The organism is Nocardia jinanensis (genome assembly GCF_014645735.1).
In the GTDB taxonomy this organism is placed as follows: domain Bacteria; phylum Actinomycetota; class Actinomycetes; order Mycobacteriales; family Mycobacteriaceae; genus Nocardia; species Nocardia jinanensis.
The window spans coordinates 43,152-64,967 of the sequence record NZ_BMMH01000014.1; the positions used below are offsets into that span (position 1 = coordinate 43,152).

Annotated in this window: 23 protein-coding genes; 13 read left to right on the top strand and 10 right to left on the bottom strand. The window is 67.6% G+C overall.

Annotated elements, in window-relative coordinates:
* Positions 1 to 96: 96 nt before the first annotated feature.
* From IEY68_RS26520 to IEY68_RS26540, 5 genes are all read right to left on the bottom strand, one after another.
* Positions 97 to 1,623: a hypothetical protein gene (locus tag IEY68_RS26520; RefSeq protein ID WP_058855148.1), complete on the bottom strand. Its 1,527-nt coding sequence runs from the start codon at positions 1,621 to 1,623 to the stop codon at positions 97 to 99.
* Positions 1,624 to 1,782: 159 nt separating this feature from the next.
* Positions 1,783 to 2,139 carry a hypothetical protein gene (locus IEY68_RS26525; RefSeq protein WP_058855149.1) on the bottom strand — a complete coding sequence of 119 codons (357 nt, stop codon included), beginning with the start codon at positions 2,137 to 2,139 and terminating at the stop codon, positions 1,783 to 1,785.
* Positions 2,140 to 2,212: 73 nt separating this feature from the next.
* The gene (locus IEY68_RS26530) at positions 2,213 to 2,707 is read right to left on the bottom strand and encodes a hypothetical protein (protein WP_058855150.1); all 495 of its coding nucleotides are present in this window, start codon (positions 2,705 to 2,707) and stop codon (positions 2,213 to 2,215) included.
* A 410-nt stretch (positions 2,708 to 3,117) separates the two neighbouring features.
* Positions 3,118 to 4,644, bottom strand: a complete 1,527-nt coding sequence (locus IEY68_RS26535; protein ID WP_062999203.1) for an acyl-CoA synthetase — start codon at positions 4,642 to 4,644, stop codon at positions 3,118 to 3,120.
* A 350-nt stretch (positions 4,645 to 4,994) separates the two neighbouring features.
* Positions 4,995 to 5,693, bottom strand: a complete 699-nt coding sequence (locus IEY68_RS26540) for a FadR/GntR family transcriptional regulator (RefSeq protein WP_058855151.1) — start codon at positions 5,691 to 5,693, stop codon at positions 4,995 to 4,997.
* A gap of 306 nt (positions 5,694 to 5,999) precedes the next feature.
* Here IEY68_RS26540 and IEY68_RS26545 point away from each other — a divergent pair, with 306 nt between their 5' ends.
* Genes IEY68_RS26545 through IEY68_RS26565 form a run of 5 tightly spaced genes read left to right on the top strand, consistent with a single transcriptional unit; the run spans position 6,000 to position 11,050 of the window.
* Positions 6,000 to 7,151, top strand: coding sequence for an acetamidase/formamidase family protein (locus tag IEY68_RS26545; protein ID WP_058855152.1), 1,152 nt, complete (start codon positions 6,000 to 6,002; stop codon positions 7,149 to 7,151).
* Complete coding sequence (locus IEY68_RS26550; protein ID WP_058855153.1) at positions 7,148 to 8,347, top strand: amidase family protein; 1,200 nt, start codon at positions 7,148 to 7,150, stop codon at positions 8,345 to 8,347. Before IEY68_RS26545 ends, IEY68_RS26550 begins: the two co-directional genes overlap by 4 nt.
* The gene (locus IEY68_RS26555; protein ID WP_058855154.1) at positions 8,344 to 9,318 is read left to right on the top strand and encodes an ABC transporter substrate-binding protein; all 975 of its coding nucleotides are present in this window, start codon (positions 8,344 to 8,346) and stop codon (positions 9,316 to 9,318) included. Before IEY68_RS26550 ends, IEY68_RS26555 begins: the two co-directional genes overlap by 4 nt.
* Complete coding sequence (locus IEY68_RS26560) at positions 9,315 to 10,220, top strand: ABC transporter permease (protein WP_082681379.1); 906 nt, start codon at positions 9,315 to 9,317, stop codon at positions 10,218 to 10,220. The genes IEY68_RS26555 and IEY68_RS26560 overlap by 4 nt, the downstream gene beginning before the upstream one ends.
* A gap of 23 nt (positions 10,221 to 10,243) precedes the next feature.
* Positions 10,244 to 11,050 (top strand): ABC transporter ATP-binding protein, encoded by an 807-nt coding sequence (locus IEY68_RS26565; protein ID WP_058855155.1) that lies wholly within the window; start codon positions 10,244 to 10,246, stop codon positions 11,048 to 11,050.
* Positions 11,051 to 11,057: 7 nt separating this feature from the next.
* On the opposite strand, the gene IEY68_RS26570 is transcribed toward IEY68_RS26565, so the two are convergent.
* Both IEY68_RS26570 and IEY68_RS26575 read right to left on the bottom strand, forming a co-directional pair.
* Entirely contained in the window at positions 11,058 to 12,341 is a 1,284-nt protein-coding gene (locus IEY68_RS26570) for an amidohydrolase family protein (protein WP_058855156.1), read from the bottom strand.
* Positions 12,342 to 12,424: 83 nt separating this feature from the next.
* Entirely contained in the window at positions 12,425 to 13,093 is a 669-nt protein-coding gene (locus tag IEY68_RS26575; RefSeq protein WP_199804943.1) for a GntR family transcriptional regulator, read from the bottom strand.
* Between the two features lie 200 nt (positions 13,094 to 13,293).
* Between IEY68_RS26575 and IEY68_RS26580 the strand changes: the two genes are divergently transcribed.
* The 5 genes from IEY68_RS26580 to IEY68_RS26600 all read left to right on the top strand — a co-directional run bounded on the left by IEY68_RS26580 (position 13,294) and on the right by IEY68_RS26600 (position 18,167).
* Positions 13,294 to 14,037, top strand: a complete 744-nt coding sequence (locus tag IEY68_RS26580; RefSeq protein ID WP_058855157.1) for a sulfite exporter TauE/SafE family protein — start codon at positions 13,294 to 13,296, stop codon at positions 14,035 to 14,037.
* Between the two features lie 16 nt (positions 14,038 to 14,053).
* A complete protein-coding gene (locus IEY68_RS26585) occupies positions 14,054 to 15,250 on the top strand; it encodes an amidohydrolase (protein ID WP_082681380.1) in 1,197 nt (398 codons plus the stop codon).
* A 68-nt stretch (positions 15,251 to 15,318) separates the two neighbouring features.
* On the top strand, positions 15,319 to 16,125 hold the full coding sequence (locus IEY68_RS26590; RefSeq protein WP_082681381.1) for an ABC transporter ATP-binding protein: 807 nt from the start codon (positions 15,319 to 15,321) through the stop codon (positions 16,123 to 16,125).
* Positions 16,122 to 16,988 (top strand): ABC transporter permease, encoded by an 867-nt coding sequence (locus tag IEY68_RS26595; protein WP_058855158.1) that lies wholly within the window; start codon positions 16,122 to 16,124, stop codon positions 16,986 to 16,988. Before IEY68_RS26590 ends, IEY68_RS26595 begins: the two co-directional genes overlap by 4 nt.
* Before the next feature lie 42 nt (positions 16,989 to 17,030).
* Positions 17,031 to 18,167: a hypothetical protein gene (locus tag IEY68_RS26600; RefSeq protein WP_062999201.1), complete on the top strand. Its 1,137-nt coding sequence runs from the start codon at positions 17,031 to 17,033 to the stop codon at positions 18,165 to 18,167.
* A gap of 72 nt (positions 18,168 to 18,239) precedes the next feature.
* On the opposite strand, the gene IEY68_RS26605 is transcribed toward IEY68_RS26600, so the two are convergent.
* On the bottom strand, positions 18,240 to 18,557 hold the full coding sequence (locus tag IEY68_RS26605; RefSeq protein WP_156426209.1) for a hypothetical protein: 318 nt from the start codon (positions 18,555 to 18,557) through the stop codon (positions 18,240 to 18,242).
* A gap of 212 nt (positions 18,558 to 18,769) precedes the next feature.
* Here IEY68_RS26605 and IEY68_RS26610 point away from each other — a divergent pair, with 212 nt between their 5' ends.
* From IEY68_RS26610 to IEY68_RS26620, 3 genes are read left to right on the top strand one after another with little or no spacing between them, the layout of a single operon-like run.
* Entirely contained in the window at positions 18,770 to 19,099 is a 330-nt protein-coding gene (locus IEY68_RS26610; protein ID WP_058855161.1) for a hypothetical protein, read from the top strand.
* Positions 19,080 to 19,601, top strand: coding sequence for a DUF6879 family protein (locus IEY68_RS26615; RefSeq protein WP_229719021.1), 522 nt, complete (start codon positions 19,080 to 19,082; stop codon positions 19,599 to 19,601). The genes IEY68_RS26610 and IEY68_RS26615 overlap by 20 nt, the downstream gene beginning before the upstream one ends.
* Entirely contained in the window at positions 19,598 to 20,455 is an 858-nt protein-coding gene (locus IEY68_RS26620; protein ID WP_058855162.1) for a helix-turn-helix domain-containing protein, read from the top strand. Before IEY68_RS26615 ends, IEY68_RS26620 begins: the two co-directional genes overlap by 4 nt.
* Before the next feature lie 27 nt (positions 20,456 to 20,482).
* On the opposite strand, the gene IEY68_RS26625 is transcribed toward IEY68_RS26620, so the two are convergent.
* Both IEY68_RS26625 and IEY68_RS26630 read right to left on the bottom strand, forming a co-directional pair.
* Positions 20,483 to 21,307: an alpha/beta fold hydrolase gene (locus IEY68_RS26625; protein WP_267886575.1), complete on the bottom strand. Its 825-nt coding sequence runs from the start codon at positions 21,305 to 21,307 to the stop codon at positions 20,483 to 20,485.
* Positions 21,304 to 21,810 (bottom strand): hypothetical protein, encoded by a 507-nt coding sequence (locus tag IEY68_RS26630; RefSeq protein ID WP_156426210.1) that lies wholly within the window; start codon positions 21,808 to 21,810, stop codon positions 21,304 to 21,306. Before IEY68_RS26630 ends, IEY68_RS26625 begins: the two co-directional genes overlap by 4 nt.
* Positions 21,811 to 21,816 lie beyond the last annotated feature (6 nt).

Below are 21,816 nucleotides of genomic sequence, written 5' to 3' on the forward strand. Positions count from 1 at the left end.
TTCAGTCTCGAAAACTACTACTCTCACCAGGCATTCTTTTCGGGATTCGAAGCCGGGTCGTTACGGTTTATTCGCGGACCTCGCGCGATCGGGGCGCTACCCGCGCGTAACAGCCGTACGTTTCGCGCCGGCGACGCGGAAACACAGCACCCGCTCGCCGTATCCGGCCAGCGGCTGGGCCTCGGCGGCCTGCCGGATACCGCTGGCCGGGAGCTCGGTGAGCTTGGCGAACATGGTGGCGTTACCGAACGCGGAGCGGATCTGGGTCTCCGAGGCGTAATCCGCGCCGTAGTCGGCGAGTTTGCCGAAGTCCAACGGCGCCAGCGGAGTATCCAGGGCGACCGGTTCGGCGGGCCGGCCGAGTGCGGCGTATTGCGTGGCCGCGCCCTGCTCGTACCAGCACAACTCGTAGGCCAGGTTCTCCGTGCTGGTCACACTCATCACCGGCCAATGCTGCGAAAGAGCCAGCGCCAGTGGGTTCTTCGCGACCGGGGTGAGCTCCCATTTGAGGCTCTCGACCGCGATCCAGCTGCCCGACCTCCGCTCGACCAGCACGATGTCCTCACCGAGTTCGGCGGCGGCGTTGAGCTGCGGATCGCGAGTACCCCAGTGCGCCTTGTCCACTCCGTAGGCGGTGTTGATATCCACCGGTTCGGCACCGGCCGCCGTATAGGCGGCGACGATCGCGTCGCGCACCTGCTCCAGCGCGTCGGGCGCCGAGCACAGCACGCTCAACGCGCCGAACGAGGAGCCGATCTCCACCGGTTTGGCCGGTTGGTCCGGCATCGCCCCGGCGACCAGCGGTTTCAGCCCGACCAGCGCGAGCTGCCAGTTGATCTCCTCGATCGTGGCCAGATCTCCCGCGCTTTGATACAGGATCTGCTGCTGGGTCAGGTAACCGGCGCGTTCGAGGGTCCGGCATTCCAGCTTCCGCAGCGCGGACTGCGTTTTGCTGGTGAAACCGATCTCCTCGAGCTTGAGGTTCCGCAGTTGCGATGCCATGGCCGGGGTGGTGAGCGCGGTATAGCGTTCGCGATACATGGCCACCGCCTGCTTCCGCTGGCGGCCCACCATGAGGGTGCGCAGCAGGGTGTTCAGGGTGGCGAGGTATTTCCGGGACTGCTCGGCATCGGCCTGGAACAGGCCGGCGCGGATCCGGACTGCCTCGTCGGTGGCGACCACGGCCGCGCCCGGGTCCAGCCGGCACAGCCACACACCGCATTTCGACAGACCGTCCGCGCAGACTCCCGCCACATTGGGATATTCGTGCGCCACCCGGGTGTAGGCGTTGCAGGCGTCGCGGATGGTGGCGGTGGCGAGTTCGCGATGGCCGATGGCGCGCGCGGCCTGTTCCAGCAGCCGCAGCGTGTCCTGGACCTCGTTGGCGAAGATCGCCGACACATGACCGGAGGTGAACCAGCGCAGCCGGATCATCACCGCTTCCTGCGCGGGCTCCAACGCGCCGGCCACCCGGTTGCGCACCGAACCGTCGGTCTGGGTGGCCAGATAGCCCGAGGCGAGCTCACACAGGCTGGTGGCGAGCTGGAGCTCCGCCGCCGGTGTCCGGTCACGCGCCGCGATCCGGTCTGCGGCCACCCGGCCCTCGATGGCGATCAGGTCCATCGCGATCTCAATTCCCGCATCACCTTCCGCGCACGGTCGTCGAGCGGCCGTAGTCCGAGCATTCCTCGAAAGTCTGCCACAGGTACAGGTGAGTTAGCAGCGCTACCGGGCGGTTGGTCCCGCCGGCACGGGGGCGCCCGGGCCGATGGGGACCGCCCGTCAGCCCGCGGGTACCGTACTCGCGCCGATTCCCAGGTAGAAGAGCATGATCAGGAAGAGGAACCAGCCGGCCCCCTGCCAGATGGGCCAGGGACCTTCCCGCCGCCAGACCCGGATCGTCTCCACGAAGGCGCCGACGCCGCCCGCGATCAGTACGAGCCCGGGTCCGAACAGGATTGCGGTCTGGGCGGCCGTATCGCACAGCAGCGCGTCGGCGTCGCGGCACCGCCCGGTCGCCGCCCAGATCGCGGCGACCGCGCAAACCAGCGCCGCGAGCACGAGCACGGCAAGCACGTAGCGCACCGCCCGGCGGAAGTTTCCGTCGTCGGACCAGCGCTTCTCCACATCGTCGGTCATCGCACAGCCCTCCCGGCCGCGGTATTTCCCGGCAGCAGCGCGACAAACATCCCAGGTCAGCACCGCTGACTCGTCAAACACCGAGCTCGTCGCAGAGATCTACGTAGCGATCCAGGTAGTCGGGTGTCGATCGTTGGTCGCCCAGGCCGACCGTGTCGAACTCGTCCAGGCCCTCTCTCGCCGCGACCCCCAGAACGCGCAGAGCGCCATTGATGTCCGCTACCGGACGTATGGGTCCACCATCGATCGATACGACAGCCCCCTGGCCTCCTGCGCCTGCGAAGTAGTCCGTAACCACCAACGCGAAAGTCGCCTCGGATCGGGCCGAGAGCTCCGCCGCCAGCACACCGATCACGTTCTCGGTCGGGAACAACAGTTCACGCGCGCTCGGGGCGAGTTCGAAATGTCCTTCGACCCCGAGCAGCTTCTGCCGATACGCCGCGTAGTAGTGCGTCAGATGAAACAGCGTCAGGTCGCCGCCCAGAGGTACCGGTACCAGATCCCACTTGTCGACCACATCGGCGTGGTACGGGCCGGGCAATATCAATGCGGTGATCGCGTGTGCCACCTCCGCAACCTATCGCCCGCCCCGGTTGTGGAGCGAACGAGCGCCGCGGCCGATCGCGTGCGATGTGCGTGCGATGTGCGGTCGGCCGTCCAGAGGTCGGCGACCATTGAGCACCTACAAGGTCGCGAACCTCCCCAGGGGGCCAGGACGCACCTCCGCACCCGCCTTCTGTCTGCCGTGACGCACCTCCGCACCCACCTCCTGTCTGCCATGACGCACCTCCGCACCCACCTTCTGTCTGCCATGGCGCACCTCCGCACCACCTTCCGTCTACTCCGGATGGTCCACCTCAGTAGGCGGGGCCCGCCCCGGTTCTGGAGCGACGTAGCGAAGGAGCGCAGCGACTGAGCGAAGGAGTGAAGAACCGGGGTTAATAGGGCCCCGCCCCCGCGGCGCCGAAGGCGCCGCCATTAGACAGAGCGCAATTTGCCTTTGACCAGCTTGCCCGTCGGGGTGCGGGGCAATTCGTCGGCGAAGTCGAAACTGCGCGGCACCTTGTAGTGGGCGATCCGCTCGCGCAGGTATTCACGCAGTCCCGCGGCCAGTTCCGGACCGGGCGCGACATTCGGCGCCGGTTGGACCACCGCTTTCACCGATTCGCCCATCTCCTCGTCGGGAATACCGATCACCGCGACATCGAACACCAACGGATGCAGGGCGAGCGCGTCCTCGATCTCCTGCGGGTAGATGTTCACTCCGCCGGAAATGATCATGAACGCTTTGCGGTCGGTGAGGAACAGGAAACCGTCGTTGTCGACGTAGCCGATATCGCCGGTGGTGGTCCAGGTCGGGTGGTCCGGGTGGATCGCCTGCTGCGTTTTCGCCGGGTCGTTGTGGTAGGCGAAGGGCAGTTCGTCGCGTTCGAAATATATCGTGCCGATTTCGCCGGTCGGTAGCTCCGCGCCGTCCTCCCCGCAGATCCGGATCGAGCCCATACCGGCGGGACCCACCGAGCCCGGTTTGCGTAGCCACTGCTCGCTGTCGATGAAGGTGGCGCCGTTGGCCTCGGTCGAGGCGTAGTACTCGAACAGCACCGGGCCCCACCACTCGATCATCGCCCGCTTCACGTCGACGGCGCAGGGAGCGGCGGCGTGTACGGCGACCTTCAGGCTCGAGATGTCGTAGCGGGTGCGGGTGGCCTCGTCGAGTTTCAGCATGCGGACGAACATGGTGGGAACCCATTGGCTGTGGGTGACCCGGTAGCGCTCGATCGCGGCCAGAGCCTGCTCGGCGTCGAACCGCTCCATGACGACGAGGGTGCCACCGAGGGCCTGTACGACACCGCCGAAACGCAGCGGTGCGGCGTGGTAGAGCGGGGCGGGGGACAGGTAGATCGATTCGCTGTCGAAACCGTAGAGCGGTCCGAAGACGGCGGTGTAGGGGTCGCCGGGCGCATCGCCGACCTGTTGGTCCGACAGCGGCTGTTCGATACCCTTGGGCCGCCCGGTGGTACCGGAGGAGTAGAGCATATCGGCGCCGCGCGGCTGGTCGGGTAGCGGTTGCGGGGGCTGCGCGGCAAGCGCGTCTTCATAACACTCGTAGCCCTCGACCGCCCCGCCGAAGGCCAGCCGGATCCCTACCTCGGGAGTCTGCTCGACGATCGCCTCGGCGGCGTCGCGCAGTCCGGCCGAGACGATCAGTGCCTGCGCACCGCAGTCGTTCACGATGTAGCTGATCTCGGGCGGGGACAGATGCCGGTTCACCGCAGTGATGTAAAGCCCCGATCGCAGAGCCGCCCAGTACGCCTCGTACACCTTCGGGTCGTTACCGGAGAGCAATGCGATGTGATCACCCTTGCGCAATCCGGCGGCGTGCAGATGCCGGGCGAGCCGGACGGAATTGTCCTCCAGCTCCCGATAGGTCAGCGTCTCGCCGGTCTCGGCGACGATAATGGCTGGTTTATCGGGGAATGTATCGACATGCGCGCCGGGATACATAATGCTCCTTCACGGAACGAAGCAGCCGGATATCGACTGCCGAGCCGAGATGAGGCCTATGTCGCTTCCGCGTCACCGGCCCCGCCGGGCAATCGCCCGGCGATCGCGACGATAGCGGAAAGTGAACAGCGATTCGTCAGTTTTCCGGAACTGGCGGACCCGGCCGGTATTTCGGGCCCGGGTCCTTCCTCAGGGCCGCGACGGCTCGTTCGGAAAGGTCGCGGCCACCTGGTCGAACAGCTCGGGCCGCTCCCATTGTGCCCAGTGACCCGTGGCCGCCGGGAAAAGCATCGCAGGCGGGCATCCGGTCCGCCGGCAGGCGGGCGCCGGCCGGTCGCGGGCAGCTCGGCTCAGCCGTTCGGTGTGCTGATCTCGCGGACCTCCCGTAGATGCTGCTCCATCGCGGCCGCCGCCGTGGGGCCGTCGTGCTCGGATACCGCCCGGTAGATCAGCTCGTGGCCCTGGATGGAGATCCGGCGGCCGAGCGCGGTGCGATGGGAGAGCATCCGGGTGCGCTGCGTCCATTCGGTGGTCATCGTGCACAGCGTGACCAGCAGTGGGTTCTGCGCCGCATGTGCCAGCAGGGTGTGGAATTCGATATCGAGACGCATCGACTCCTCGGGCGGCAGGGTCTCCTGCGAACGGGTCAGCACCTCGTCGAGGGAGAGCAGATTGGAATCCACGGCACGCAGCGCGGCGAGTTCGGCGATCCGCGGCTCGACCAGATCGCGTAGTTCGGTGGCATAGCCGAGTTCGACATCCAGATCGGCGAGGTTCCCGTACAGCCGGGATGCCCCCTTCGAGATATCGGCGACAGTGCTGCCCCGGCCCTGGCGCCGCTCCACCAGTTTCTTCGATTCCAGTTCGAACATGGCCTCGCGCAACGATGACCGCGAAATGTTCATACTCGCGGCGAGTTCCCGCTCCGGGGGGAGCCGATCGCCGGCGCGCAGTTCGCCGCTGATGATCAGCTTCTCCAGATGGGCGGCTACCTCGGCGCTCACGCTGCGCGAGTGGCGGCGCATCGGTGGGATCGACGCGAATGTCATACGGGCCCTCCTGGTACCGGCCGGACGGCCGCGGCTGGTGAACCCGGTGACGGCATCCGGACCAGAATTGGTCCTACCAATATCGGGCTGTGTGGTCGATGCGGATTCTACGTAGCCGGCCACCGCTTGTCGCCGCAAGTTTTCCACGAGCCGGGATGATTCGGAAAAGTTACCGATGGCCTGCGTTTCAGGTAGCTGTGTTGCCGACCGGTAAATCGGTCGTTACGTTCCGCCGCCCCGCTCGCGACCGGGTGTCGCGACTCCTATGGTCGGTGCATCAGGTGGTCGGACCAATAAGGAGCTTCGGTGACGACGCTGGCATCGCAGGAAGAGGCCCCGGCCTTCCCGGTCCTGCAGCAGGACATGGGAATCGATCCGGGCACGGTGTACGTACCGGCCGAACCCGACCGAGTTCTCTGGGGCCGGCTGCCCTGCCGGACCGATACCGCCGTCGCCACGGTCGCAGCGGGATCCACCGTGCTGATCGACACCGTCAGCCACGAGGGCATCCTCGAGGATCAGGGTTCGGATCCACTGCGGTACTTCGGGAATCACGGTGTGGAGCGGGCCGATGTGCTGGCGGACGCGGTGGCGGTGGCCGCGCGGCGGAGCCGCGAACCCGGAGTCGGGCCGCATATCGTGACCGGACCGATCGCGGTCGCCGGTGCGCGACCCGGTGATCTGCTCGCGGTGCGGATCGACGCGCTGACCATGCGCGCGCCCTACGGGGTGGTATCCACCCGGCACGGTCGCGGGGTGCTCAGCGGCCGGGCCGGATTCGACGGTGACTACGGGCAGTTCTGCCGGGTCGTTCCCGGCGACGATCACTGGTCCGCCACGATGCCGCTCGACACGTCCGGAAATGCCGGGCACGCGAAATTTCCGCTGGCGCCGTTCCTGGGCATCATCGGGGTGGCCACCGATACCGGGACCCGGGTGAACTCGGTGCCGCCCGGACCGCACGGCGGCAATATTGACGTCAAACTCCTCACCGCGGGCGCCACCCTGTTCCTTCCGGTACAAGTACCGGAAGCCCTGCTGTACATCGGTGATCCGCATTTCGCGCAGGGCGACGGCGAGGTCGCGCTGACGGCGCTGGAGGCTCCGCTGCGGGCGCGGCTGACCCTGGATCTGATCCCCGCGGCCGAGATCGCGGGTGGGTTCGGCGGCCGGATCGGCCCGTTCGCCGCGGCCCACGGGCTGCTGATCCCGACCGGGTTGCACGCGGATCTGAACACCGCACTGGAATTGTGCGTGACGCATGCGGTGGAGTTGGTGAGCGGGCTGTTCGAGGCCGACCCCAGGCAGGCGTACCTGTATCTCAGCGCTGCCGCCGATTTCACGATCTCGCAGGCGGTCGACCAGGTCCGCGGGGTACACGCCGCGGTGCGCCGCTCCGATTTCGGCCGGGCCGCCGATACCGCTTTCGCGCGCCGGGTGCTGGAGCGAGTGCGATGACCGGGGTCGCCGCTGAACCCGGAATCGATACCAGCGTCTGGCGGGTGACCGGTTCGCCGCTGGTGGCCGCGACCGCGGCGGGGCCGCTGTCCGGGCGGATCGTGGCGGTCAAGGATCTGTTCGCGGTGGCCGGATTCCCCATCGGCGCCGGTGTGCCGGTCTATCAGCGGGAGCAACCGGCCGCGCCCCGGCACGCGGACGCGGTGGCGCGACTGTTGTCGGCCGGGGCGCAGGTCGGCGGTATCGCCCGGACCGACGAGTTCGCCTACAGCCTGACCGGCGGCAACGGCGGGTTCGGAATGCCGGTGAATCCGGCCGCGCCCGACCGGATTCCGGGTGGTTCCACCAGCGGTCCGGCGGTAGCGGTGGCCCGCGGCGAAGCCGATATCGGTCTGGGGACCGATACCGCGGGTTCGATCCGGGTTCCGGCGGCCTATCAGGGACTGTGGGGTATCCGGACCACATCCGGCCGGGTCGACACCTCGGGTCTGCTGCCGCTGGCGCAGTCCTTCGACACCGTGGGTTGGCTCGCGCGCGACGGCGCGACTCTGGCGGAAATCGCGGATTGCGTACTCGGCGCCGACACCGCGGCATGCACCGGTTTCGCGGTGGACCCGGCGGTCTGCGGGTACGCCGACCCCGAACTCGCGGCCGTCGTCGGGAGGGCCGCGGATCGGCTCGATGCGGTACCGGTCGACCTACGCCCCGCCGACAGCTGGCTCGTGGCATTCCGTATTGTCCAGGCGTTCGAGGCCTGGAGGAACCACGGGGAGTGGGTCGCTGCCCATCCGGGTGTGCTGGAACCCGAGGTGGCCGACCGGTTCGCCTTCGCCGCGACGGTTACCGCCGCACAGGCGGCCGCCGCGCGCGAGGTCCTGGCCGCCGCGATGGTAACCCTGCGGTCCACGATCGGTGATCGCGCGCTATTGCTGCCGACCGTCGCGACCCCGCCACCGCCGCGTGCGGGCGGGCCGCAGGCCTGGGAGCACGCCCGCGCCCGCACCCTGCGGCTGACCTGCCTGGCCTCCATCGCCGGTCTGCCCGCGGTGACGGTGCCGCTGCGATCCGGAGCCGGTATCCCGGTCGGCCTCTGTCTGCTCGGCGCCTCGGGCACCGACCGTTCCCTGATCCGCCTCGCACTCAGCAGTGTCGCTGTACCGGCCGGAGGATCGCTCCACAGTGAGGACCGACCATGAAACGACGACTCCGCCAGATCTTCTCGATCAGCGCGGTGCTGCTGCTGGCGATAGCGGGCCTGACGGGCTGTATCGCCACACCCGACAGTGTCGGTGGTGATTCCGGTGCGATCCGGATCGGGACGCTGCGCGGTCAGCCGCATCTCTACGCTCCCTACTTCATGCAGCGGTTCGCCCCGGAGCACACCACCTACGAAATCGTGCTGTTCGAGAACTCCCCGGATATCAAGAACGCGCTCGCCTCGGGCGCCATCGATATGGGAGTGCTCGGCGCGCCCGCGATGCTTTCCGGTATCGCGGCGGAACAGGATGTGCAGATCATCGCGTCGGCGGCCGACGGCGGATCCGGATTCGTCGGATCGCCGCAGATCCGGACCCCGGAAGAACTGCGGGGCAAGCGGATCGGGTTCCCGGCGGGCTCCTCGCAGGAGATCGCGCTGAAACTCACCCTGCGTGCGCACGGCCTGGACCCCGATACCGATGTGCAGCTGGTCAATCTGGCGTACTCCGATATGGCGAGCGCCTATACCGCCGGTCGTGTCGATGCCTTCCTGAGTGCGGAGATGGGTGTGTCGATCGCGCGGCAGGCCGGTGCCCACCAGATCGTCTCGCCCTACGAGACCCCGATCGGCGCCACCAATATCATTCTCGGCGGTAATGGACGCTTCCTCGGCGAACACCCCGACCGCGCCCGCGATACCGTGCAGACCTTCGCCCGCGCCATCGACTTCATGAAAAGTGACCGCGCGGCCTGGGCTGCCGGACTGGTGGAGACTTTCGGCCTGGACCGCGCTGTCACCGATATCGCCATCGACAATGTGCGGCTGCGCTGGGAACTCGACGACGAGTACCGGCAGCGGGTGGCCGAACTGGCCCGGCAGATGGTGGACTTCGACCAATTGCCCGCCGCCCCGGATATGAGCAAGGTCTTCCGCACCGAATTCCTCGAATCCGTGAGCGCGCAGCGATGACCACGCTGGGGATCCAGGCCGAGCAGACGGCCGAGCCGGCGGATCCGGATACCGCGGCGGGGAACGGCTCGCCGGACGCGCCGTCGCGGCGCGACCGCTATCGGGCCCGGGCGGTCGCGATCCTCTGGGCGCTGCCGGTCCCGCTGGCGGTACTGCTGCTGTGGGACCGCGGTGTCGGCGGCGGCTGGACCCTGCCGTTCGGGATCCAGATGCAATTCCTGCCGACTCCGGTGGAGGTCGCGCGGCGGCTGGCCGATCTGGCGGTCGGCGGGATCGTCGACGATTCCTACAGCGGCACCCTGTGGCTGCACCTGTACGCGAGTACGGTCCGGGTGCTGCAGGGTTTCGCGATCGCGGCGGCGGTGGCGGTGCCGCTCGGGATCGTGATGGGGCGCTCGCCGCTGGTCTACCGGATGCTCGAACCGACACTCAATCTGATCCGTCCGATCCCGGTGACGGCCTGGGCGCCGCTGTCACTGCTGATCATCGGATTCGGTGATCGGGCCACCATTTTCCTGGTGTTCCTGGCCGCGGTGTTCTCGATCCTGATCAACACCATCGCCGGGGTGCGCGCCGTCCCGGCCCGGTTGTTCGAGGCGGCCGCCATGCTCGGCACACCGTCGGCACAGACGTTGTACAAGGTGGTGTTACCGGCCGCGATACCGACGATCGTCTCCGGGCTGCGGATCGCGCTCGGGCTGTCCTGGGTGATTCTGGTGGTCGGGGAGACGGTCGGTATCCGGGTGGGCCTGGGCGCGCTGATCACCCAGGCGCGTGAACAGTCCCGCACCGACCTCATCGTCGCCGTCATGATCGTGATCGGACTGGCCGGATTCCTGGCCGACCGGATCATGATGCTCGCCGTACGCCTGGTCGCCGGACGGCGACCACTGCTCCCGTGACTCTTCTCGGACCAGGTGATGATATGAAGATCTACTCCACTCGCCGTCGTCCGCACCGGCCCGCGCGGATCGTGCTCGACGGCCTGGGCAAACGCTATCCGGGCGCTTCCGGGTTCGCGGTGGACCGGGTGAACCTCGATATCGCCGCCGGAGAATTCGTCTGCGTGGTCGGCGCCAGCGGTTGCGGTAAATCGACGCTGCTGCGCATTCTCGCCGGGTTCGAAACCGCTTCCCAGGGCGCGGTTTCGGTGGGCGAGGAGCCGGTCACCGGGCCCGGCCCGGACCGGGGGGTCGTATTCCAGGACTATGGGCTCTTCCCGTGGCTGACCGTCGCGGAGAACATCGCCTACGGTCCGAAACAGGCCCGGATGACCCGCGACGATATCCGCGAGACCACCGACCGCAGCCTGGAGACCGTCGGGCTGACCCGGGTCCGCGATTCGTTCCCGCATCAGCTCTCCGGCGGTATGCAGCAGCGGGTCGCGATCGCGCGGGTATTGGCCAACCGGCCGGCGGTGCTGCTGATGGACGAACCCTTCGGGGCGCTCGACGCCCTCACCCGCGGCGATATGCAGACCGAACTCGCCCGTATCCACCGGGATTCCGGCGTGACGGTCGTGTTCGTGACCCATAGCGTCGAAGAGGCGGTGTACCTGTCGGACCGGGTGGTGGTGATGGCCGGCGGCACCGCGCACGGTACGGCTGGACATGTGCGGGAGGTGGTCACCATCGATCTGCCCCGGGAGCGGGAGGTGACCGCGCCGGAGTTCAACGAGTACAAGCGCCGTATCGACGCGCTGATCCACCAGGGCGATCGGGCCGCGGCCTGACCGGCGGTCACACCGGGGTCGCCGGTAGCAGTTCCCGGGTCCGGGTCGTCCGCGCGACGACCCGGCCCGCTTTCACGACATAGCAGCGGTCGGGCCGGTCCAGCAGTGCGTCGGCCACGCGATGGGTGGACAGCACCACCAGGTCGGCCGCCGCGCCCACGCGCAACCCGTAGTCGTCGGCGATCCCGATCACCGCGGCGGCCTCGTAGGTGGCCATACCGAGGACCCGGGTCAGATCGGCGGGACCGGCCAGATGCGAGGTCTGGGCCAGGAACAGGCCGATATCGAGCAGATCGGCATTGCCGTACGGGGTGAAGGCATTGCGGATGTTGTTGGAGGAGTAAGCGGTTCGCACTCCGGCCGCCCACAGCTCACGCACGGGTGCGATACCGCGGCGGATATTCGCGGTATCGGCGCGCCCTCCCAGGAACATATCGGTGGCCGGGAGGGGCACCACGGCCACACCGGCGTCGGCGAGCCGGAAAAGGACCCGTCGCCGGTCCTCCGGAGGGCGGGCGGCCAGCGAGGTCGCGTGCCCGATGGTCACCCGGCCCGCCATCCCGGTGCGGTCGGTGACCTCGGCGATGTAGTCGGCCAGGGCGAAGCGGGGGTCGGCGGTGTCGTCGGCGAAATCGGCGTGCAGATCGACCGGCACTCCGAACTCGGCGGCCAGGTCGAAGACGAGATCGATATGGCGCCGGCACTGGGCGACGGAATCCTCGTTGTAGGTGCAGCCGCCGATCACATCGGCGCCGTCACGCAGACCTTCGCGCAGCAGGCCGAGGGTGCCGGGCGCCCGGAAGATCCCCTCCTGCGGAAAGGCCACGATCTGCAGATCGATCCGGCCGCGGAACTCCTCCCGCAGTTCCAGCAGGGTGTGCACGCCCAGCAGACCGACGATGGGGTCGACATCCGGGTGCGCTCGGATGGCGGTGGTGCCGTGGGTGATCGCCTGTTCGAGTACACGGCGGGCACGGTCCCGGATCGCGGCGGGTGTGAACCTCCGTTTCAGCTCCGCGGTGATCGCGATCGCCCCGGCCAGGGTGCCGTCGGGGTTCGCGCGTTCGCCGTCGAGCAGCGCCTTGTCCAGGTGGACATGCGATTCGACGAGACCCGGTATCACCACGCGCCCGGCGCAGTCGATCTCCTCGGTGGCGGTTGCCCGCAGCGCCGGGCCGATCGCCGCGATCACACCGTCCAGCACGGCGATATCCACGGGCGCCGCCGCATCGTCGATACGGGCATTGCGGAGCAGCAGGTCCGCGCTGTCGAGCGGCGACGGGTTCGCCATGGATACCTCCGGGGCCGAAAGAGTCACACCGGTTGTATACGACCCGGGTGTTTCCGGTGGGCCCGCGAATTGCTTCGGCGAGGTTACGAACCCGCGCCCGAGGGTGCCGGGCGGGCGTGCCGGAGCCGGTAGGCGGTGGTCGCGTGGGCGATATGCTCGGTGACCAGCCGCTGGGCGAGATCGGCGTCGCGGGCTTCGAGCGCGGCGCAGATCCGCTCGTGCTCGTCCCAGGAATCGGTGGCGCGGCGCGGGAGTTCGACCGCGTACACCCAGGCGATCTTCCAGCCGAGCTGGGTGATCAGACCGGCCAGCAGACTGCTGCCCGAGGCCTCGGCGAGTACCTCGTGGAAACGGCTGTTCAGCCTGGTCAGATCGTCGAGACGGCCCGAGCGCACCGATTCCTGCCCCAGTGCGGTCAGTTCTTTGAGCCGGCCGAGTTGTTCGGGGCTGCGCCGCTGTGCGGCCCGGCTCGCGCACAACGGTTCGAGCAGAGCGCGGATCTCGAGCAGATCGGCCGCCTCGTCCTCGGTCAGCTCGGCTACGAAGGTGCCGGCGTAGGGGCGCGAGTAGGCGAAGCCCTCGGCCTCCAGTGTGCGCAGGGCTTCCCGGACCGGCACCCGGGAGACTCCGTAGCTCTCGGCCAGCGTGTCCTCGGTCAGTCGCTGACCCGGTGCGAACACACCGCGGATGATGTCGTCGCGAATGGCGCGGCACACCTGCTGTTTGGTCATCCGCGGGTTGGTGCTGTCCACATCATCCTCGGTTCGGTGGGAAACGGCGGGCGGTCGCATACGATCCGTCGCCCGGTACTCCACCTGGATACCAGGAAAGCATTCGAATCGCCGGTGCGGCCTGCCGAAGCGGCGCTTTCCATGGTGACCGGCAGCACACGGGCGACAATAACGCTCTATTTCGTATACGATCCGGTCTCACTTGTGATCGGAAGGACGCCATGGATCCCGTGTACGCGGTGCTGCTGCTGGCGGCCGGTTTCGGCGCCGGCGTGTGCAACACCATCGCCGGCGGCGGCAGCCTGCTGTCGTTTCCCGCCCTGGTGGCCACCGGCCTGCCGCCGGTGACCGCGACGGTGACCAATGCCGTGGCCGTCTGGCCCGGCTATCTGGGTGGTGCGGCCGCCCTGCGCTCCCGGCTGGTGGAACATCGCAGCCTGCTGCCCCGGCTGATCGTCGTCGGCACCGCCGGTGCGATCGGCGGGGTGGTGGCCCTGCTCGCGGCGCCGCCGGAGGTGTTCACCGCCCTGGTTCCCTACCTGATCCTGGCGGCGACCGCGCTGTTCGCCGCGCAGCCGCTGATCTCCCGGAAGCTCTCCGAGAAGGGCGGCGATTCCCGGTTCACCCTTTTCGCCGGGGTCTTCCTGGGTGGTGTGTACGGGGCGTACTTCAACGGAGGTATGGGGATTGTGCTGCTCACCGCGCTCGCGCTCGGTATCGACGCCTCGGTCAACCTGCTCAACGGCCTGAAAAGTGTGCTCACCCTGGCCGTCTCCACCACCGCCACCGTCGCGGTGGCACTGTTCGGGCCGGTCGACTGGTGGTCGGTGCTGGTACTGGCCCCGGCCTGCCTGCTCGGCGGTGTGGTGGGCGGCAGGATCTCCGACCGGCTGCGTCCCGGCGCGTTCCGTGCCGTGGTGATCGTCTTCGGTGCCGGTGCGGGCATCGCCATGTTGTTCACCTGAACCGAAAGAAGGAATCATGACCGACCTGTTGCTGCGAGGCGGGCGCCCGTGGATGCCCGGACAACCGCTGGAAACCGCCGACCTCCTGATCCGGGACGGGCGGATCGAACAGATCGGCGCAGATCCGGCCGTGTCCGGTGCCGAGATTCTCGAGCTCGACGGCGCGCTGGTGCTACCGGGGTTCGTCGATACCCACTGTCACCTCGACAAAACTCTGTGGGGCGGCCCCTGGGTGCCGAATACCGGTGGGCGTTCGCTGGCGGGCCGGATAGCCAACGGCGAGAACCGCCGGGCCGAATTCGGTATCCCGAGTGCCGACTATTCCGCCGATCTCCTCGCGACCATGATCGCGGGGGGAACCGCGCATGTGCGCAGCCATATCGATATCGATCCCTCGATCGGGCTGGCCGGGGTGGAAGCGGTGCGGACCGCCGCCGCCCGGCACCGCGACCGGGTGGACGTCGAACTGGTCGCCTTCCCGCAGGGCGGGCTGATCCGGCGGCCCGGTACCGCGGAACTGCTGGACGAGGCGCTGGCCGGCGGTGTCGAAGCGGTGGGCGGCATCGATCCCGCCGGATTCGACGGCGACCCGACCGGTCAGTTGAACATCATCTTCGGGCTGGCCGAACGGTACGGCGCGAAGATCGATATCCATCTGCACGACGGTGGCACCCTCGGCGCCTGGGAATTCGAGCTCATCATCGAGCGGACGAAGGCCACCGGGCTGGCCGGGCGGGTCACCATCAGCCATGCCTACGCGATGGGTGCGTTGCCGCCCGACGAGCAGCGGCGGATCGCCGATCGCCTGGCCGAAGCCGGTGTCGCCATGGTGACCTGCGCGGTCGGCGACGCACCGGTGGTCCCGCTGCGCGTGATGGACGCCGCCGGTGCGACTCTCGCGCTCGGCAACGACGGTATCCGGGATCTGTGGACTCCCTACGGTGACGGCGATATGTTGCGCCGGATCAGTACGGTGGCTTTCCGCGACCGGCTGCTCTCCGACGAAGAGATCGAATTGGCGCTGGCCGCCGGAACTCTGGGCGGAGCGGCGGTTCTCGGGCTGCCGGACCACGGGATCCGGGCCGGGGGCCGCGCCGATCTCGTCATGGTCGACGCCGCGACGCCGGCCGCGGCCGTGGTCGGCGTGCCGACCCGGAAGCTGGTCCTCAAGGGTGGCCGGGTGGTGGCTCGCGCCGGGCAATTGGTGTTGTGATCGTATACGAAACAGGGGTGTAATCCGGCGGACCGCGATCGGCAACGAGCAGCCGATAGAACTGTTCCATGAGCACAAAGGCTATCCCGGCGCCGACCCTTCCACGGGAGGCAACGTATACGACCGGGCCGGATCCGGCCCTCGCATTCCGGAATGTGTCGATGGTCTTCGAGAACGGGACCGCCGCGTTGCGCGATATCGATATCGCCGTCCGACCGGGCGAATTCGTCTCCCTGGTCGGGCCCTCCGGCTGCGGTAAATCGACGCTGCTCCGGCTGGCAGCCGGATTCGAGGAAGTCAGCTCCGGCGAGGTCGCGGTCGCCACCGAACACCTCGGCTACGTCTTCCAGGAGGCGACACTCCTGCCGTGGCGCACGGTGCTGCGCAATGTGGAACTCCCCGCGGAACTGGCCGGAGTGGATCGAGCCGAACGCCGGGCGGCGGCACTGGACGCCATCGAACGGGTGGGGCTGGGCGGGTTCGAGAAACACAAACCCGCCCAGCTCTCCGGCGGTATGCGGATGCGGGCCTCCATCGCCCGCGCGCTCACCCTGCGGCCGGAACTCTTCCTGTTCGACGAGCCGTTCGGCGCGCTCGACGAGATCACCCGCCAGCGCCTCAACGAGGAAGTGGGCAGTCTCTTCCGCCGCGACGCCTTCGCGGGCGTATTCGTCACCCATTCGGTACCGGAAGCGGTGTTCATGTCGACCCGCGTCGTCGTGCTCACCGGGCGTCCGGGCCGGGTGGCCGCCGATATCCCGGTGCCGCTGGACTTTCCGCGGGAACCGGGACTGCGCTACACCCAGGAGTTCGCCGAGATCGCCGGCGCGGTCTCGGCCACACTGCACGCCGCCGAACAGGAGGTCGCGGCATGACCACGGTCACGGCGGATACCGCCGCTCAGAAGGTCGCCACACAGGATCGGCCGAAACCGGCCGCGCGGATATCTCGCCGCCGATCGGCACCCGTGCGGATCATCGCGCCCGTCGTGGTGTTCGTTCTCGTGATGGGTGTCTGGTTCTTCGCCAGTCACCACCTGATCGCCGCCGAGTCGCGGTTCCTGCTCCCCGGCCCCGACCAGGTGATCACCGAAGGGCTGCTCGATACGGCGGTGCGCTCGGAGATTCTGTCCGCCTTGGGTTCCACTGTGCTGGTCGCATTGAGCGGGCTGGCCATCGCCATGGTGCTGGGCGTCGGATTCGCGGTGGTGATGAGCCAGGCGCGCTGGGCCGAGTACTCGCTGTACCCGTACGCGGTGATCCTGCAGACCATTCCGATCCTCGCCGTGGTCCCGCTCTTCGGTTTCTGGTTCGGTTACGAATTCGGCAGTCGGGTGATCGTCTGTGTGATGGTGGCGCTGTTCCCGGTGGTTACCAACACCCTGCTCGGCTTGAAGGCGGTCGCACCGGCCGAACACGATCTGTTCACACTGCACGGCGCGAGCCGGTGGCAGCGGCTGCTGAAACTCCAGTTGCCCACCGCGCTTCCCGCGATGATCTCCGGTTTCAAGATCTCCGGCGGAATGGCGATCATCGGCTCGATCGTCGCCGATTTCTTCTTCCGCCAGGGCGAACCCGGTATCGGCCGGATGATCGACGTCTACCGGCAGCGGCTGGCCACCGAGGAACTGCTCACCGCGCTGCTGCTGTCCTCGCTGGCCGGACTGATCCTGTTCTGGTTCTTCGATTTCCTGGCCGTCCGCGTGGAGCGGGCACACGGCCACCGCCGCGGCCACTGATATCTCTCCTCCGCCCATCCACTGTTCACCTCAGGAAGCGCCATGAAGAAACCACTTTCCGCCCTCACTGCTCTCGCGGGCACCGCGCTGCTCACCGCATGCGGTGGTACGAGTTCGGTCCCGGAACCCACCGGCGCGGGGCCGCTGGCCGGGGTCTGCCCGTCGACGGTCGTGATCCAGACGGACTGGTACGCCACCCCGGAGCGGGCCGCGGCGTTCCAGCTCGTCGGACCCGACGGCACGGTGGACGTCAACAAGGGCTCCTACGCGGGGCCGCTGGGTGATACCGGTATCAATGTCGAAGTCCGGCTCGGCGGCCCGTTCCTGGGCGGTCAGCCCGTGCCCGCGCAGATGTACCAGGACACCTCGATCACCCTGGGCTTCGTCCCCACCGACGACGCCGTCCGCGCGCAGGCCGAATTCCCGGTAACCGGGGTGTTCGCCTCGCTCGATGTGAATCCGCAGATCGTGATGTGGGATCCGGCGACCTACCGGGTCGAATCGTGGAAGGACATACCCGGCACCGGTGCCCCCGTGGTGTACAGCGAGGGCAAGATCTTCATGGACTATCTGACCGCCAACGGCTATGTACGCCCGGACCAGGCCGATGCCTCGTTCGACGGCACCCCGAGCCGTTTCGTCGCCGAGCGCGGCCGCGTCATGCAGCAGGGTTATGTATCCAACGAACCCTATCGCTGGGAACACGATGTCGAGGGCTGGCGCAAACCCACCGACTATCTGCTGGTCCACGAATCCGGCTACGAGATCTATCCGCACGCCTGGTCGGTGCGGGCCGGCGAACTCGACGCCCTGCGGCCCTGCCTGACGAAACTGGTCCCGATGCTGCAGCAGGCCCAGGTCGATTACGTCGCCGACCCCGAACCGGTGAACCAGGCGCTGTTGCGGATCGCCGAGACCATCCCCGACGGTCCGCCGATGACCGGCGCCGGTAACGCGGATTCGGTGAAGGTGCAGGTAGCGGAGAAGATCGTCGGCAACGGCCCGGACAGCACTCTCGGCAATTTCGAGGAGACGCGGGTGAACCGGGTGATCGCCGCGGTGACCCCGATCCTGCGGGAACGCGGCGACCGGATCGCCGACGGACTCACCGCCGCCGATCTGGTGACCAACGAATTCATCGACCCCGCCATCGGCCTGCCGGCGGTGCCGAAACCCTGAATCCTGGTGCTCCGAAGCGCTGTCCAAGGACCGGCGCAGTCCGTCTCGGCGGCAGGGTGATCGGCGGCCGGATCAGAAACCGTCGTCGATCGCCGGTTCGTCCGTACTCCGCCTGCCGGCCCGGAGTTCGGTTACCGACGCCCACCGCGGAGAACGCCCTTGGCCGTGTACTTCCACCGGCGCGGGCCGGTCGTTCTCCGGAGGCGGCACACCCGGGACGAGGTCGATCTCGAAGACGGCCGGAGCGGTTCCGCATCGGGCGATCATCCGGTACGCCTCTTGCCGGACGGCGGATTCGTCCTCCACGATCTTCCGGACCCCGAACGCAGGTGCGGAGATCAGCCACCGGCCCCCGTAACTGCTCACCTTCACCTCGAATCGCATGCTCACCCCTTGGTCCGTGGTCCGCCCGTCACCTGTTGCCCGGCACAGATATTCGGCGGGACGGTTGAATCGACGTTAAGGAGTGCGGACCGGTCATGGCGAGCAGTGAGCACGAGTTTGCACAAATGGGTTCCGCTGTTTCCCGCATCGCAGCGCAGAAGTGCATCATGTACGAAGTGCGGGAAAACTCGTGCTAACCATCGAACAGGGGTTGAAGTATGCGTCTGCGGTTTCTCGGTAAGGGGGGCTCGGATCTCGGTGGATGCCCCAGTCTGTACACGACCGATCACGGAAGTTATCTGGTCCAGGGATGGGAGACGGACAGACCGGCGACCGTCGAAATCCCGCATCTGCTACTGGGTTACGCCGAGCCCGACACCTTCATCGGCGCGCCGATGAAGGATACCGGCCGAGGTACGTTCACCCTCGCCGGCCGGCCGGTCGCCGAGCGTGAGATCTTGGAGCAGCTCGATCTGGCGTCCGACGAAGTAGCGATCGAAGTCCCGAAGACCCGAAGGACGTTCTACGGTGCTCTATCTTCCGCATGAACCGCCGGACTGGGCGGCGCTCTTGCGCGAGTGTGTGTCCGAGGCGTTCCACCTGGAAGTCCGGGACCGCTATGTGGTGCCCGCCGAAACCGGTCGGCTCGACCGGTTCCTGGAAGGCCGGCCCGCGGTATCGGACGAGCAGAAGAACCACTGGAACTCGCTGGTCCGGGAAACGACCGGCCGCGGCGTCACCGTACGCCGGGTCCGTGTGGTGACGGTGCCGCATACCGATTACCACCGCTGGCTGCTGTCGGTGACCGTTACCAACACCGACGCCGGTGAGGACATCCGGTACGTACCCCGGCATCTGGCCGGCGACGTGCCGTCGGACGACTGGTGGTTGATCGACGACGAGCGGGTCGTCTACAACCTGATCGACGACCACGGCAAACCCTCCGGTCTGGCGGTGACGACGGATTCGGGGATCATCCAGTACGCCCGCTGCGTGAAGCACCGGCTCTGGGACATGGCAACGCCCTACACGGAATATGTCGACAGATGAACGAAGTGCACGACGCGCGAGAAGCTCTCGGGGCCCGGCTCCGGGAGCTCCGGCGCCAGGCCGGACTCACCAACCGGCGACTCGCCCAGCTCGCGGGCTGGCACGAGTCGAAGGTGAGCAAGATCGAGTTCGCGCGGATCAGACCCTCCGACGACGATATCCGCGCCTACTGCCGCCACTGCGGCGCCGAAGACCAGCTACCGGACCTGCTGGCCACTTCGAACACCATCGAGGTCGCCTACCTCGAATGGCGCAAGATCCTCGGCACCGGCCTCGGCCGCCGGCAGCAGAAATCGCTGAAACTCGAAGCGGTGTCCGCCCATATCCGGGATTTCCAGCCGCAGATCGTTCCCGGTCTACTCCAGACCGCGGAATACGCCGCCGCCAAACTGCGCCGCGGTATCGAATTCCATCGCATCCCCGACGATGTCGACAACGCCGTATCGAAGCGTATGGAACGCCAGCGCATCCTGTACCAGCGCGATCATCTGTTCCACTTCCTGATCGCCGAACAGGCGCTCTACACCACGGTCGGCGACGATACGGTCATGCTCGGGCAGCTCGACCGGCTGTCGTCCATCATCGGAATGCCGCGAGTGACCATCGGTATCGTGCCGTCCACCGCCGAGGCGCTGGTGGTATCCACCAATTTCGCCATGTTCGACAACCGGCTGGTGATGGTGGAGGGGACGGCCGCCGAACTCACCATCACCCAGCCCAGGGAGATCGATGTGTACGGCCGGGCGTTCGATGCCCTGGCCGGGCAATCGGTGACGGGTGAGGGTGCGCGGAGCCTGATTCTCGGAGCGCAGCGCGGGCGTGTCGCGAACACCGGGACCATCGACCGGTCGTGATCGGACCACTGGTCGACAGCCCGGGAATCACCGGTGCGGTTCGTGCCGGCGGAGGAAGTCGTCGATCAGGGCGTTCACCGCGTCCGGTACCTCGATCGCGAGCAGATGGGCGGCGTCCTCCACGAACGACAACTCGGCACCGGGGACGGCACGCGCCATATCCTCGACCTCGGCGGGCGGGAAGGTCGCATCCTGCCGGCCGCCGACGACCAGTGTCGGCGTATGGATCTGCGCGAGCAGCTGCCGCTGGTCCGGCCGGCGGACGACCACACTGCGCACCGCGTACCGCGCCGAACCGATATCGTTGGCGCGCACTGCGCGCCGCACTCGCTCGACGACATCCGGCCGGGTCCGCATAGTCGTCGGACCGAGGAAGGCGGAGAGCGAGGAACGAGTGAGCGGGCCGCGGAAGCCGCCGATAATCTGCGCGAGCGCCAGCAGGGCACCGTATTCGAGACGTTGGCGCATCCCGGCCGGCGACGCGGTCCCGTTCATGAGGACGGCGGTCAGCACGCGCTCGGGGTAGAGCGCGGCGAAGGTGGCTCCGATCATCGCGCCCCAGGAATTCCCCACGATATGTGCCCGGTCGATACCGAGTGTGTCGAGAATCCGGCCGATACATCGCGCGCATTCACCGAAGGTGAACGGCCGGTCGAGTGGGGTGCTCGCGCCGTGGCCCGGCGGGTCTACGGCGATGGTGGTGAACCGCGTCGAGAAATGGGCGACCTGACCGTCCCAGAGCGTGTGATCCATCAGCAGGCTCGGCCACAGCACCATCGCCGGTCCCGTTCCGGTCACCCGGATACGAAGCGTGCCCAACTCGGTGGGAACATCTCGATCTGTCCCGCTCACAATCGTTCTCCCGTATCGATAGGCGACCGAGAACGCGTCTGCGCCGGCTCCGCCCAGCGATGCTTTTCACCCGGGAGACAGCATCGTCCGGTCTCGATATCGTGCACCAGATCGCGGTAGGCGATCTGTAACTCCGCGAGGCGAGTCCATTCCGCGTGCATGAGTTCGCCGGCCGGGTCGTCGTTCCGCAGCAGATGGAACGCGCGGGCGGCACCCTCGGCGATCACATCGATGAGTTCGCCGAGGGTGCGCTCGTATACGCGGATACCCGCTCTCGGGGCGGGGAGATACTCCGAACTCCAGGAATTGATCTCGGCGATGAGAATCCGCCGCCGCGATTGCGCCGGATTTCCGGAGGACCCCGATTCGAGCCGGTAGGACTCCGACAGCGCCGAGGCGAGACTGCACACCGGTCCCTCGGCCTTCCGGCCGCCGACCGCGTACAGCAATTCGGTGGGGCTGGGCAGCGACGATGCGCCGGGGCCGGGCCGTGTCCGTCGCACGGTCAC